This is a genomic window from Polyangium sp. 15x6 (assembly GCF_029960785.1).
GTDB lineage: Bacteria > Myxococcota_A > Polyangia > Polyangiales > Polyangiaceae > Polyangium.
Window position 1 is genome coordinate 69,056 of the sequence record NZ_JASBQE010000040.1, and the last position, 15,485, is coordinate 84,540.

Annotated in this window: 3 protein-coding genes; all 3 read left to right on the forward strand. The window is 71.7% G+C overall.

Features of this window, described 5'->3' with window-relative positions:
• The first annotated feature begins 6 nt into the window (after nt 1-6).
• From QHF83_RS27255 to QHF83_RS27265, 3 genes are read left to right on the forward strand one after another with little or no spacing between them, the layout of a single operon-like run.
• On the forward strand, nt 7-5,676 hold the full coding sequence (locus QHF83_RS27255; RefSeq protein ID WP_282420878.1) for a type I polyketide synthase: 5,670 nt from the start codon (nt 7-9) through the stop codon (nt 5,674-5,676).
• On the forward strand, nt 5,673-9,833 hold the full coding sequence (locus tag QHF83_RS27260) for a beta-ketoacyl synthase N-terminal-like domain-containing protein (protein WP_282420879.1): 4,161 nt from the start codon (nt 5,673-5,675) through the stop codon (nt 9,831-9,833). Before QHF83_RS27255 ends, QHF83_RS27260 begins: the two co-directional genes overlap by 4 nt.
• Before the next feature lie 48 nt (nt 9,834-9,881).
• Entirely contained in the window at nt 9,882-15,473 is a 5,592-nt protein-coding gene (locus QHF83_RS27265) for a type I polyketide synthase (protein WP_282420880.1), read from the forward strand.
• The last annotated feature ends 12 nt before the right edge of the window (nt 15,474-15,485 follow it).

A 15,485-nucleotide genomic window follows, 5' to 3' on the forward strand; every position in this document is an offset into this window, starting at 1 on the left:
GGAACGATGAGCGGGATTTCACGAACGGAAGACTACAAGGCGCTGCTCCAGCGGGCCTTCGTCTCCCTGGAGCAGATGCAGGCGCGGCTCGCCGAGACCGAGCGCGCACGCACCGAGCCGATCGCCGTCGTCGGCGTGGGGTGCCGCTTCCCGGGCGGCGCGGACAATCCGGATTCGTTCTTTCGCCTGCTGCGCGACGGGGTCGACGCGACGTGCGAGGTGCCGCCGGATCGGTACGACATCGACGCCTACTACGACCCCGATCCGACGGCGCCCGGCAAGGTGAACGTGCGGCGCGGGGGCTATTTGAGGCAGGTCGACCAGTTCGACCCGCAGTTCTTCGGCATTTCCCCTCGCGAAGCGGCGCTCATGGATCCCCAGCAACGGCTGTTCCTGGAGGTCACGTGGGAGGCGCTCGAGGAGGCGGGCATCGACCCCACGGCGCTCTCGGGGAGCGCCACCGGCGTCTTCGTGGGCGTCTACAACGACGATTACGAGTGGAGCGAAGCCTCGGCGGGGGCCATCACCGACGCTTGCGCCGCCACGGGCACGTCTCACGCCGTGCTGGCCGGCCGCCTTTCGTTTTTGCTCGATCTGCGGGGGCCCAGCATTGCGGTCGATACCGCCTGCTCCTCGTCCCTCGTCACCGTCCACCTCGCCTGCCAGAGCCTCCGTGGGCGCGAATGTGACGTCGCGATCGTGGGAGGGGTCAACCTCATCCTCGGACCGCGGGCGAGCGTCCTTTTATCCAAGCTACAGGTGCTGGCCGGCGACGGACGCTGCAAGACCTTCGACGCCCGAGCCAATGGCTTCGCGCGCGGTGAGGGGGCCGGGGTCGTGGTGCTGAAGCGGCTGTCCAGCGCGCTTGCCGACGGCGATCGGATTCACGCCGTGATCCGGGGCTCGGCCATCAATCACGACGGTCGCTCCGCCGGATTGACGGCACCGAATCCGCGTGCCCAGGCAGCGCTCGTCCGGGCCGCGCTCAGCGCCGCCGGGGTCGAGCCCGCGGACATCGCGTACGTCGAGGCGCATGGTACGGGAACGCCGCTCGGTGATCCCATCGAGATCGAGGGGCTGGCCGAGGCGCTCGGCCCGCGTCGATCGTCGGATCGGCCTTGCCTGCTGGGGTCTGTCAAGACCAACCTGGGCCACCTCGAGGCGGCCGCGGGTATCGCCGGGCTCATCAAGGTCGTGCTGTCCCTCGAGCACGGCGTGATTCCTCCGCACCTGCATTTCACCCAGCTCAACCCGCGCATCTCGTTCGAGGGCACGCCATTCGCCATTCCCACGGCGCCTTCGCGATGGCCGGCCGGGCGGCGTTGCGCCGGCGTGAGCTCGTTCGGCATTGGGGGGACGAACGTTCACGTCGTCCTCGAAGAGGCTCCGCGCCCGGCAGCCGCTCCGATCGATGCCGAGCCTCGCGCCTTCATGCTTCCGCTCTCGGCGCGATCGCCCGGAGCGCTCGCGGCGCTGGCGCGGTCGTTCCAGGCCTTCCTCGCGCAAGAGGGCGGAGCCGCGCTCCCGCTTCGCGACATCTGCTTCACGGCCGGGGCAGGGAGGGCGCACCACGCCGAGCGCCTCGCCATGGTGGCGAGCTCCCGGGAGGAGCTTGCCGAGCGTCTGGAGGGCTTCCTTTCGGGGCGCACCACCCCGTCCGTCCTTGCCGGCGCGGTGGCGCAGGAGGGGCCGGGCAAGCTCGTTTTCGTGTTCCCTGGCCAGGGCTCGCAATGGGCCGGCATGGCGCGCCGGCTGATGCGCGAGGAGACCGTCTTCCGCGAGGCCCTCGAGCGGTGCGACGCGGCTCTCCGGCCACACGTCGGCGAATCGCTGCTCGCGCGGCTCTCCGAGGACGACGCGTCGGACTGGCTTTCGCGGATCGAGCTCGTCCAGCCGGCGCTTTTTGCGATCCAGGTCGCCCTCGCGGCCCAGCTCCGCGGCTGGGGGATCGAACCTGACGCGGTGGTCGGGCATAGCATGGGCGAGGTCGCGGCCGCCCACGTGGCCGGCGCCCTCGCTCTCGAAGACGCCGCCCGCATCATCGGCCAAAGGAGCCGCCTGCTGCGGCGTATCAGCGGCCGGGGGGCCATGGCCGTGCTGGAGCTGTCGCCCGAGCATACCCAGCGCGCGCTCGAGGGCTACGAGGACAGGCTCTCCATCGCGGTGATCAACGGACCCACCTCCACGGTCGTGTCGGGTGACGCCGCTGCGCTCGACGAGCTGCTCGAAAGGGTGCGACAGAAGAACGTCTTCTGCCGCGCGGTGAAGGTGGACGTGGCGTCCCATAGCCCCCAGGTCGACGAGCTGTGCCCCGATCTGCTCGCAGCGCTCGAGGGGATCGAGCCGCGCGACGGGTCGGTGCCGATATGCTCGACCGTCACCGGGCACATGAGCGACGGGCGCGAGTTCGATGCCGGCTACTGGCTGCGGAACCTGCGCGAGCCCGTGCAGTTCTGGCCGGCGGTGCGGCGGCTCATCGATGCGGGGCACCGGCTGTTCATCGAATTGAGCCCGCACCCGGTGCTCGTCCCCGCGATCGAGCAGGCGCTCGGCGCCGCAGGCGGAGGCGGCGCGGCATTGCCCTCGATGCGTCGCGGCGAGGACGAGCGAACGGTCCTGATGGAAATGCTGGGCGCCCTCTACACGCGAGGGTACCTGCCCGATTTCAGGCGGCTCTATCCCGGGGCCCTTCGGACGGCGCTGCCCACGTACCCGTTCCAGCGAATGCGCTGCTGGCGCGAGCCCGCCCGGATCGAGGCGGCGAGGCCACGCGCGAGCCTCCGCGCGTCTGCGGCGCTCCACCCGCTGCTCGGCGCGCGCCTGCCGACGGCGCAGCCCATTTTCGAGGCATCGATCGGCACGAGCGCGCTGCCTTACCTGGCTCATCATCGGATGTTCGGCGCCGTGATCTTCCCTGGCGCTGCCTACATCGAGATGGCCCTGGCCGCGGCCGACCCGTTCCTCGGGGCCAGACCCCACGAGATCCGGAGCCTCTCCCTGGAAGAGCCGCTGTCCCTCACCGAGTCCGCGCAGACGGTCCAGCTCGTGTGGACCTCGGGGGCCATGGCGCAGGGGACATTCGAGATCTTCAGCATGCACGAGGATCCCGGGGCGAACCCTCCGCACTTCCGGCGCCACGCGGCGGGCGAGGTGCGCGTCGTGAACGCGACGCCCATCGGACCTGCGCCCGCGGAGCTGAGCTTCGACGGGGGAGGGCCCGAGGGATACGAGGAGGTCGACACCGGCTCTCACTATGAGCGGCTCGGGAAAACCGGCATCGAGCTCGGGCCGCTTTTTCGAGGCCTCTCGTGGCTCCGGCGCCGCGGTGGTGAGGCCTGGGGCAGCGCCGCGCTGCCGGAGGCGCTCCACGCAGATGCGGACGCCTATCGGATGCATCCGGCATTGCTCGATGCTGCTCTCCAGGTGCTCGGGGCTGCATTGCCCGACCCGCCGGAGGCAGATGCGGGCCTTTGGGTGCTTTCCGGGATCGAGCGCATCCGGTTCTTTCGTCGTGCAGGACGCACGCTGCTGAGCCACGCGCGTGCGTTTTCGACCGATGCGCGAGCGTCGGCGACGGGGGAGGTCCGACTGTTCGACGAGAAGGGGGCTCCCATCGCCGTGCTGGAGGGCATCACGCTGCGGCGCCTCCCGCGCGCGGCCATGATGCGCCTCGCCGCCGGGCAGGCCGATGGCTGGATGTACGATCTCGGATGGAAGCTGCGTCCTTTGCCTGCCGCACCGCCGGCGCCCGGCGCGCGTCGGCGCTGGCTCATCCTATCGGATGCGGTGGGTACGGGGGACGCGCTCGCGGCGCTGCTGAAAGCGCACGGGCAGGCTTGCTGGCTGGTTCGTCCGGGAGATACATTCGCGCGCTCGCTGGAGGGCCATGCGCGCGTGCGTCCCTCGGAGCTCGAGGATTTCGAGCGCCTCATCCGCGAGGCCGTGCACGAGGAAGGCGGCTGCGAGGGAGTGATCCACCTCCTCGGCCTCGACGCAGGGCCTCTGGACGAGCGTGCGGACGTGCAGTCGGCCGATGCTTCTGCCGCGTCCCTGGAGCAGGCGCAGCGGTGGGGCTCGGGCAGCGCATTGCTCGTCGCGCGGGCGCTCGCGAACGTCGGCGGCGCAGCGCCGCCCCGCCTGTGGCTGGTAACGCAAGGGGCGCAGGCCGTCGGCAGCACGCCGGATGGGCTGCGGATCGCGCAGGCGCCGCTCTGGGGGCTGGGGCGCGGGATCGCGCTCGAGCTCCCCGAGGTATGGGGAGGGCTCGTCGACCTGGAACCCTGCCACCCGAGTCAGGCCGCGCGCGCGTTATGGGCGCAGATGGCCAGCGCGGATGGAGAGGATCAGGCGGCCTTCCGCGGCGGCCAACGTTATGTACCCAGGCTGCGGCGCTTTCGGGAGGGGCCGGCGCAGGGGCGTTTGTCGTTGCGGTCCGACGGCAGTTACCTCATCACCGGCGCACTGGGGGGCCTCGGGTTGCAGGTCGCGGCATGGTTGGTCGAGCGCGGCGCGCGTCACCTCGTGCTCCTCGGTCGCCGCGGGCTGCCCGCAGGTGACCTCGGAGCGCAGCGGAAGGCGTCCCTGAAGGCGCTCGAAGCTGCGGGGGCGAGCGTCCACGTGGTCACGGGCGACGTCGCGGATGCGCGCTACATGGAGGAGCTCCTCGGCGAGCTCGGGAGGACGGCCCCGCCCCTGCGCGGCGTGGTGCACGCGGCCACGGCGTCCTCCGCGATCCCGCTCCGGGAGATGAGCACCGAGGAGCTTCGAGCCATGCTCCGGCCCAAGGTCCTTGGCGCCTGGAACTTGCATCGATTGACCCGCGCATGGCCCCTCGATTTCTTCGTCCTTTTCTCGTCCACCACCACGCTCTGGGGTGCGAGCGGGCTCGCGCATTATGCAGCGGCGAACCAGTTCCTCGACGTCCTGGCCCACCACCGCCGCAGCCTGGGGTTGCCTGCTCTCTGCGTCGACTGGGGGACGTGGAGCGATGGCCGCGGTACCTCGTCGGAGACGCGGCAATCGGCCTTGCGATCGGGGCTGCTCGAGATGGATCCCGAGGGCGCGCTCGCCGTCCTCGAGCGGCTGCTCGTTCAGGGCGAGACGCACAAAGTGGTCGCCGCCGTGGACTTCAACGTGCTCAAGCCGCTCTACGAGGCCAAGCGGCAAAGGCCTCTGCTCGAGGAGATTGAAATCGCCCCCGCCGCGACGCCTCTCGGGGCGCGCTCGACCCTCCTCGCGATGCTGGCCGAAGCTCGTCCAACGGCGCGCCGCAAGCTCCTCCTGGCCCATGTGCAAGACGAGGTCGCACGGATCCTGCACATCCCCGCGAGCAGCCCCATCCAGCCGAGGCAAGGGTTTTTCCAGATGGGTATGGATTCGCTCACCAGCGTCGAGCTCCGCAACCGCCTCCAGGCCGCCCTGGGCTGCCCCCTCCCCACGACGCTGGCCTTCGAGCACCCCACCGCGGAGGCGCTGGCCGATTTCCTCGCCGGCAAGCTATTCCCGCCCGATCCCGGAGACGAGCACGCAGACGCGCCGCCGAAAGAGGGCGAGCGCGCGGCGGAGGCGACGGAGGTCTCGGCGCGTCGCCGCGCGATCGAAGAACTGACGGATGACGAGGCAGAGGAGCAGCTCGCCGCGCGGCTGGCTGGTCTCGCAGACAGGCTTTCCCCATGAGCAGCGAGGCGCAAAAGGACGAGAGAGCGGCGCTCGTGAAGCGCGCGCTTTGGACCATCCAGGAGCTGGAGTCGAAGCTCGCAGCGTCCGAACAGGAGAAAACGGAGCCGATCGCCGTGATCGGGATGGCCTGCCGCTTCCCCGGCGGCGCTGACGATCCGGAGCGGCTCTGGGAGCTCTTGCGCGACGGCGCTGACGGGATCACCAAGGTCCCTCCCGATCGCTGGGATGTCGACGCGTATTACGATCCGAGCCCCGGTGTGCCCGGAAAAACGTACGCGCGCTGGGGGGGCTTTCTGCGTGACGTGCGCGGCTTCGACGCCGCCTTCTTCGGACTCTCGCCGCGCGAGGCCGAGCAGATGGATCCCCAGCACCGGCTCCTGCTCGAGGTGGCCTGGGAGGCCCTCGAGCGCGCCGGCATCGCCCCCGACACGCTGGCAGGAAGCCAGACGGGCGTCTACCTCGGGCTCATCGCGAGTGACTACGCGGTGCTCCAGCTCGAAGCACGAGACCCGAGCGCGCTCGGCCTGTATGCATTGACTGGCACCTCGCTGAATGCGGCCGCAGGCAGGATCTCCTATCTACTCGGTCTTCATGGCCCCAGCATGGCCATCGATACCGCATGCTCGTCCTCGCTCGTCGCCGTGCACCAGGCTTGCCAGGCCCTGCGCGCCGGTGATTGCTCCATGGCGCTGGTGGGTGGCGCGAGCGCCCTGCTCTCGCCACGCGGCGCCATTGCGCTTTCCCAGGCCAGCGCCCTCGCGCCGGACGGCCGGTGCAAGGCGTTCGACGCCCGCGCCGATGGCTTCGTTCGATCCGAGGGCTGCGGCGTCCTTTTGCTCGCGCGCCTCTCCGAGGCCCGGGCCAAGGGACATCCGATTCTTGCGCAGATCGTCGGATCGGCCGTGAACCAGGACGGCCGCAGCAGCGGCCTCACGGTCCCGAGCAGCGCGGCGCAGGAGGACGTGATCCGAAAGGCACTGGCCCGCGCGCGGCGGCAGCCCGTCGATATCGATTTCATCGAGACACACGGCACGGGGACGTCGCTGGGGGATCCCATCGAGGCGAGCGCGCTCGCTGCCGTGTTCGGAGGCCCGCGCCCGGCCGGTCGGCCCCTCGTGCTCGGCTCGGTGAAAACCAACCTCGGGCACACCGAGGCGGCCTCCGGCATCGCGGGTATCATGAAGGTGATCCTGGCGCTGAGGAACGAGCAGATTCCGCCGCATCTCCACTTCACCGCGCCGAGCCCCCGCGTCGATTGGTCCGCGTTGCCCGCGCACATTCCCACCACGCGGATGCCGTGGCCCCGGAAGGAGGATCGGCGGAGGCTCGCCGGCGTGAGCTCCTTCGGGATCAGCGGCACCAACGCCCACGTGGTGCTCGAGGAGGCGCCGGCCGCAGCCGAGGCGGTCGCGCCGAAAGATTCCGAGGGGCGCGCGGAGCTCTTCGTGCTGTCGGCGCGCAGCCCGCAGGCCCTCGTCGCGCTTGCGAGCGCGTATGCGTCGAGCATGAGTGAGCAGGACGGGCTCGGCGCGCTCTGCGCGGCCGTGGCGCGGCGACGGGCGCAGCTCGAACATCGTCTATCGGTGGTGGCGAGCTCCCGGGGCGAGCTCGGCGAGAAGCTCGGCGCGTTTGTCAAAGGTGAACCGTGCGCTGGAATGGCGCACGGCCACGATGGCACGGGACGGCGGCGTCGCGTGGTGTTCGTGTTCCCGGGGCAGGGCTCGCAATGGCCGGGGATGGGGCGGCAATTGCTGCAGACCGAGCCGGTCTTCCGCGATGCGCTCCAGGCGTGCGAGCAGGCGATGCGGCCGTGGGTGGATTGGTCGCCCGTGACGCTGCTGAGCAAAGGCGATCCAAAGGTGCTCGAGCGCATCGAGGTGGTCCAGCCGCTGCTTTTCGCGCTGCAATGGGCCCTCGCCGCGCTCTGGCGCTCCTGGGGCGTCGAGCCCGACGCGCTTGTGGGCCATAGCATGGGGGAAGTGGCAGCCGCGGCCGTGTCCGGCGCCCTGTCGCTGGAGGATGCAGCGCGGGTCATCTGCGTGCGCAGCCAGCTCATGTCGCTCGTGGTGGGGCAGGGGGCCATGGCGGTGGTGGAGCTGACGCGTGCGCAGGCCGAGCGGCTGCTTTCAGGACGCCGTGAACGGCTGGACATCGCGGCGTGCAATGCGCCGCGCTCGACGGTGCTCGCGGGTGACGCGGATGCGGTGCGAGAGCTCGTCGGGCAGCTCGACAAGGACGGGGTCTTTGCGCGGCTCATCCGCGTCGATGTCGCCTCCCACAGCCCCCAGGTGGAGCCGCTTCTGGGCGAGCTGCGCGCAAAGCTCGCGGGGATCAGGCCGCGTGTCGGCGCGATTCCCCTGATGTCGACGGTCGAGGTCGCGCCGCTGCGAGGCGACGAGCTGGATGAAGCCTACTGGGCGAAGAACCTGCGCGCGCCGGTGATGCTGCATCCGGCGCTGGAGCGGCTGTGGTCGGAGGGGCCGTGCACGTTCGTCGAGCTGAGCGCTCACCCGCTGCTGTTGCCTGCCATCGGGCAGACGCTGCAAGCGCCGGGGCAGCCGGAGCCGGTGGCGGTCGGCTCGTTGCGAAGAGAGGAAGACGAGCGCGGCGCGATGCTGGATGCGCTCGGAGCGCTCTTCGTGGCCGGGCACCGTCTGGAGACGGCGCGTCTCTACCCGGACCCCGTCCCGCACCTGCCACTGCCCACCTATCGTTGGCAACACGAGCCATTCTGGCTGGAGGCGGTGGCGCTGCCGGGGCGAAATGGGGCCACCCGAGAGGCGGAGGGCGGGGCGTCGCTGCTGGGAGTCCACCTGGCCTCGTCGGCGCAGCCCGGGACGCATTACTGGCAGAGCAAGCTCAGCCCGGCGTCGCAGCCGTACTTGAAGGATCACCGGGTGGAGGGCAGGCCGCTCTTGCCCGCGAGCGCATACCTCGCGATGGCCCTGGACGCGGGGCGCGCGCTGGGCGGGTCGACGGTGCGGGTCGAGCAAGTGGCCTTTCGCAACGCCTTGTTCCTGCGGGACGACGAGGCGCTCACGCTACAGACCGCCCTACACCGCGGCGCCCACCCGGATGTTTTTTCGTTCAAAATATCGAGCGCCGCCCCGGAGCGCGGTATCTCCGACATCGCCTGGACGCTGCAAGCGAGCGGCCAGCTCCACCTATCCGCCGCGGACGCGCGCAATGCAGCCGAGCCCGCGGGCATCGAGGCCATACGGGCCCGGTGCTCGGAGCATGTTTCCCCCGCGGAGCACTACGAGGCACTCGCGCGGCGCGGCTTCGAGCTCGGCGCGAGCTTCCAGGGCGTCGACGCAATCTGGCGCCGCGACGGAGAGGCACTCGGGCGCGTGCGCCTGCCGGAGCAGCTCGACGCGGAGGCGGCCCATCATGCCATTCATCCCGCGCTGCTCGACGCCTGCTTCCAGCTCCTCGGTGCGGCGGCGCCGTCCCTGGAGGAGGGCGCGATCTATTTCCCCGCGCGCCTCGATCGCATCTCGCTCTTCGCCCGGCCGATCCCTCGCCGAGGGGCCTTTGCGCACGTCGTGCTGCGCAAGAGCGAAGACACCGGCGCGAGCTCCCTCGTCGGGGACATCTTCCTCCTCGACGAGGCGGGCCTCTTGCTCGTCGAGGTCCGCGGGTTCTTCATCCAGCGCCTTTCGGGCGATGCGTCGCTGGCCCTGCCAGGCCCCGGCGCCATCGATGAGGCGCTGCAAAGGCTCCTCCGGGGCGCCCGCTCCGGGCCGCAGCGTCGCGCGGCGCTGGAGGAGCACGTTCGGAGCCAGATCGGCGCGGTACTCAAGCTCTCGCCCTCGCGCATCGCTCGGGATGAGCCCGTCGCCGCGCTCGGGATCGACTCCGTGATGGCGCTCGAGGCCCGGCGCCGATTCGAGCGCTCCCTCGGCGTACCGCTCGCGGCGACGCTGATCTGGGCCTACCCGACCGTCGCCGAGCTCGCGGGCCATTTCGCGAGCAAGCTCTCGCTCTCCCTCGACGATGCGCCGGGGGAGACGCTCGTCAGCGCTGCGCGCGCGGCGGACGCCGATGCAAGGACGGCAGGCCCCGGCTCGGTGGGTGGGCTCCTCGCCTCGGTCGAGACCCTCTCCGACGACGAGGCCCTGGAGGCGCTGCTCGGAGCGAAAAGCAAGCAATGAATCACCAATCGCGCGGCGGTTGGTTCGGCCTCATCCGAGAGTGGTGACATGCACGCGGGACCCGTTCGAAAGACCAATCTATCTGCGCTCAAGCTCGCCTACCTGGCGCAGAAGCTCCACGCCGAAGGCGAGACCGCGGAGCTGCTCGGCGCCGAGCCCATCGCCATCATCGGCATGGCCTGCCGCTTCCCGGGCGGCGCGTCGAGCCTCGAAGCATTCTGGGAGCTCTTGCGCACCGGGCGCGACGCGATCTCCGAGATCCCCCCCACGCGCTGGGACGCCGACGCGCTCTTCGACCCCGACCCCGCGGCGGTCGGAAAAGTGGCCACGCGCTGGGGCGGCTTCGTCGAGCCGGTCGACGCGTTCGACGGCACCTTCTTCGGCATCAGCCCGCGCGAGGCGGCGCGCATGGATCCGCAGCAGCGTTTGCTCCTCGAAGTCACGTGGGAAGCGCTGGAGCACGCCGGCCAGGCGCACGAGGGGTTGCGCGGCAGCGCGACCGGCATCTTCACCGGCATTTGCACGTGGGACTATTTCATCCTCCAGTCGTCCGAGCGGAGCGCCATCGATGCCTATACGAGCACGGGCTCCGCGTTGACGATGGCCGCCAACCGTATCTCGTACCTGCTCGATCTCCGCGGGCCCAGCATGGCGATTGACACGGCCTGCTCCTCGTCGCTCGTGGCCTTGCACCTCGCCTGCCAGAGCCTACGCCGACGCGAGATCGGCATGGCGCTCGTCGGCGGGGCCAACGCCATCCTGACGCCAGAGGTCTCGATGTCGCTGTCGAAATGGGGGGTGATGGCCCCGGATGGGCGCTGCAAGCCCTTCGACGCTCGCGCCAATGGATTCGTGCGGGGCGAAGGCTGCGGGGTCGTGGTGCTGAAGCGCCTGAGCGACGCGCTTGCCGAGGGCGATCCCATCCTGGCCGTCGTGCGCGGCTCCGCGGTGAACCAGGACGGCCGCAGCGCGGGCCTGACGGCGCCGAACCCCCAGGCGCAGCGCGCGGTCATCCAGCGGGCGCTCGAGGACGCGGGCGTGTCGCCGGCACGGATCGGCCTCGTCGAGGCCCACGGTACAGGTACCGAGCTCGGCGACCCGATCGAGCTCGAGGGGCTCGCCTCCACCTTCGGCTCCGCGCACCGCGGCCGCCAGACGTGCGCGCTCGGCGCCGTGAAGGCCAACGTCGGCCACCTCGAGGCCGCCTCGGGCATCTGCGGCATCATCAAGGTCGTGCTCGCGATGCAGCACGAGGCCATCCCGCCGCTGGTCCACTTCAAGGCCCTGAACCCCAAGATCTCGCTGGAAGGGACGCCCTTCTACATCCCCACCGAGGTCGTGCCCTGGCCCATGGGCGACGAGCCCCGCTGCGCCGGCGTCAGCGCCTTCGGCATGGGCGGCACGAACGCGCACGTCGTCCTCGAGGAAGCCCCGCGGCTGCCCGCACACCGGGCCAGTGACACGCCTTCGGTCGGACCTCGGCTCCTGCCCCTGTCCGCCCGCAGCCCCGAGGCGCTCGAGGCCCTGGCACGCGCCTTCCGCGGCCTGCTCCTCCGCGAGCCGCAGGGGCTCGGGCCCGAGGTGCACGACCTGTGCTACACGGCCGCGGTCCGGCGCAGCCATCACGAGCACCGCCTCGCCGTGACCGGATCGACCCGCGAGGAGCTCGCCGCGCGCATCGACACCTTCCTGCAGGGAAAGAGCGGTCCGGGCATGGTGTCGGGGCAGAAGCACGTCGCCGGCTTTCGCAAGGTCGCCTTCGTCTTCGCGCCGCACGGCTCGCAGTGGGCCGGCATGGGCCGGGATCTGCTCGCGCAGGTCCCCGCGTTCCGGGACGCGCTCCAGCGCTGCGACGAGGCCATCCGGGCCGAGGCGGGCTGGTCCGTGATCGCGCTGCTCACGGGCAAGGATACGTCCTGGATGGATCGGATCGAGCTGTTACACCCGACGCTGTTCGCCCTGCAGGTGGCGCTCGCGGCGGTGTGGCGGTCGTGGGGCATCGAGCCGGATGCGGTGATCGGCCACAGCGTCGGCGAGGTCGCGGCTGCCCACGTCGCCGGGGCCCTCGACCTCGAGGACGCGGTCGCGGTCGTCTGTCGCAGGAGCGCGATCCTGCGGCGCGCCGTCGGCGACGGAGCCATGGCCATCGTGGAGCTGCCCATGGAGGCGGCCCTCGAGGCTGTCGCCGGCTACGAGCCACGCATCAGCATCGGCGCGAGCAACAGCCCTCGCTTCACGGTGCTCTCCGGCGATCGCGCGACGCTCGACGAGGTCCTGCGCACGCTCACGCAGCAAGGCATCTTCTGCGGCGCGGGCGTGGCCGACGTCGCCTCGCACACGCCTCGCATGGCGCCCTTCCGGCAGGAGCTCGGCGCCGCGCTCGCGAGCCTGTCGCCCCGGCCAGCCGCCGTGACCATCTACTCGGCCTGCGACGGCTCCCTCGTCGAGGGGCGCGAGCTCGGCGCCGAGTATTGGCTCCGCCACCTCACCCAGCCGGTGCTGTTCTGGCCGGCGCTGGCGCAGATATTCGCTGCCGAACACGAGGTGTTCGTCGAGATCGGCCCGCACCCGCTGCTCGCCCCGTTCATCGAGGAGGCGCTCGCGCACACAGGGAAGAGCGGCGCCGTGCATCCGTCGCTTCGTCGTGACGAACCCGGGCAGGCCGTGCTGCTCGAGTCGTTCGGCGCGCTCCACGTCGCCGGGCACCCGGTATCCTGGAAGCGCCTCTATCCCACCGGGCGGAACGTCCCCTTGCCGGCGCACCCCTGGCAGCGGACCTCCTCGTGGTTCGACGGCGCGCGCCCCGGCGAGCGACGGGCGCGCCCGCGGCTCGCGGCGGCCGACGCCTCCGCGGGGGACCACCCGCTCCTCGGACGGCACGTCACCTCGCCGCTGCAGGGCGGAGCGCACCTGTGGCAGAGGGAGCTCGGCGTTGCGGAGATGCCCTGGCTGTCGGCGCACCGGGTCCGCGGGCTCATCGTCGTGCCGGGTACGGCCATGCTCGAGATGGCGCTCGAGGCCGCGACGGACGTGCTCGGCCCGGGGCCCTGCGCGCTCGAGGAGGTGAGCTTCGAGCGCGCCTTGCTGCTGCCGGAGGAGGGATCCCGCGTGGTGCAGCTCGTCGTTCTGCCCGCGCGCCCAGGCGCCGCGACCTTCGAGCTCCACAGCCTCCCGCTGTCCACCGAAGGCCCGGGCACGACCTGGACCCTGCATGCCCGCGGGACCGTCGTCCGTGACACGGCCGAGGGCACGACGGCGCGCACTGCGCTCGACGAGATCGCTTCGCGTTGCCACGACACCGTCCCCGGCGCCGAGCACTACCGCGTGATGGCCGAGCGCGGCGTCGACTTCGGCCCGGCCTTCCAGGCCCTCGAGCACGTCTTGCGGCGCGACGGCGAGGCCCTCGGGCGCATCCGCCTGCCGGTCCAGGCGGGGCGCGCCCCGTACCGGCTGCACCCCGTGATCCTCGACGCGTGCTTTCAGTCCCTCGCCCAGGCGCTCCCGCGTGGCGACGAGCGCGCGCGCGAGCGACGCACCTTCCTGCCGGTGGGCGTCGGCCGCCTGCGCGTGCACGCTTCGCCGCGCGCCGAGGCGCTCTGGGCCCACGTGGTTCTGCGTGACGCGAGCGCGGCGGGCGCCGCGCTGCAGGCCGACGTGCGGCTGCTCGACGAGACCGGGACGCTCCTCGCCGAGGCCGAAGGCTTTCGCGCCCAGCAGCTCGACCCGACGGAGGACGCGCCGTCGGCGGACATGAACCACGCGACGCATGAGGTCGCCTGGCGTCCCTGGCCGCTCGCGTCCGCCCCGCGCCCGTCCCGCGCCGAGCCTGCAACGTGGCTCCTGCTCGCGGACGCCTCCGGGCTCGGCCGCCGCCTCGCCGCGCGGCTCGAGGCGGGGGGCGACGCCTGCATCGTCGTTCCCTCGGACCTCGACGAGGACACGCGCCGGCGTCGGGTCGAGGAGGCGCTCGCCGACGCCGCGCGCCCGATCCACCGCATCGTGCACCTCTGGGGCCTCGACGCCGAGCCACCCGAGCGCACCACGCTCGGCTCGCTCGGCGCGGCGCGCAAGCTCGGCTGCGAGGCCATCCTCGACCTCGTCCAGAGGCTCGTGCGCATCGACCGCCCGAGCCCACCGCGCCTGTGGATCGTGACCCGCGGGGCCCAGCCCGCCGGGGCTGCTCGGCACGCGATCGCCGTCGCGCAGGCCCCGCTCTGCGGCCTGGGCCTCACGATCGCGCACGAGCACCCCGAGCTGCGCTGCGCGCAGATCGACCTCGATCCTGCCTCCTCGCCCGCAGAGCTCGACGAGCTCGCGCGCACCCTCGTGGAGGACCCGGGCGAAGATCGGATTGCGCTCCGCGGCTCGCAGCGCCTCGTCGCGAGGCTCTTGCCGCGCGCCCTGCGCAGCCTCCCGAGCCCCGCGCGCCTTCGCCCGGACGCGAGCTACCTCGTCGTCGGCGGCCTCGGCGGCCTCGGCCTGAGCGTCGGGCGCTGGCTCGTCGAGGGGGGCGCGAGGAACCTCGTCCTCGTGGGTCGGCGCGCCCCGAGCGCCGCGGCGCGCGAGAGTATCGAGGCGATGTCGCGCGCCGGAGCCCGCGTCCACGTGGCGCAGGTCGACATCTCCGACCCGGGGCAGCTCACGGCCCTCGTCGCCGATGTCGCGCGCACGATGCCCCCCCTGCGCGGCGTCATCCACTCGGCCGTGGTGCTCGACGATGGTGTGCTCGTCGGACAGACGCCGGAGCGCTTCGCGCGGGTCATGGCGGCCAAGGTCGAGGGAAGCTGGAACCTGCACCAGGCGACCCTGGGCGCGCCCCTCGACCTCTTCGTGCTCTTCTCCTCGGCCGCGTCGATCCTCGGCTCGCCGGGGCAGGGGAGTTACGCGGCCGCCAACGCCTTCCAGGACGCGCTCGCGCACGACCGGCGTGCGCGGGGCCTGTGCGCCACGAGCATCAACTGGGGCCCCTGGTCCGAGGTCGGGCTCGCGGCCGCCCAGGAAAACCGCGGCGCGCGGCTCGAGGCGAGTGGCTTCCGGAGCCTGTCGCCCGCCGAGGGCCTCGCGCTGCTCGGCCGGATCCTCGACGAGGCCCCGGCGCAGATCGGCGCCTTCCCCTTCGACCTGGAGGGTTGGTGCACCTACTTCCCGCAGGTCGCCGCCTCGCCGCTCCTTGCCGAGCTCGTGCAGGAGCACCGCGGCGTCGGGGCGAACCCGCGCACGGGCCAGCTGCGCGCGGCGCTCGCGGAGGCGCCCGCGGAGGAACGCGCCTCCCTGCTCGAGGCGCAGCTTGCGGCCATCGTGGCGCAGGTGATGCGGCTGCCGGAGAGCCACGCGATCCCATGGGATCAGCCTCTCGGCACGCTCGGCTTCGACTCGCTGATGGCCGTGGAGCTGCGCAACCGCCTCGAGTCCTCCCTCGCGCTGCGCCTGCCGGCGGGGCTCGTCTGGAGCTACCCGACCCTCGTGGCCATGGCGAAGCACCTGCTCGAACGGATCGCGCTCTCGCCTGCGCCGGCTGCGCCTGCCGCGCCCCCGCCCGACGCGGCTGCCTCTACCCAAGACGAAGACCTGGCCAGGATCCTCGAACAGGCCGCCGAGCTTCCCGACCACGCGCTCCGCGCCCTCCTTGCGGGCCCCTGAGACCCCTCGAAT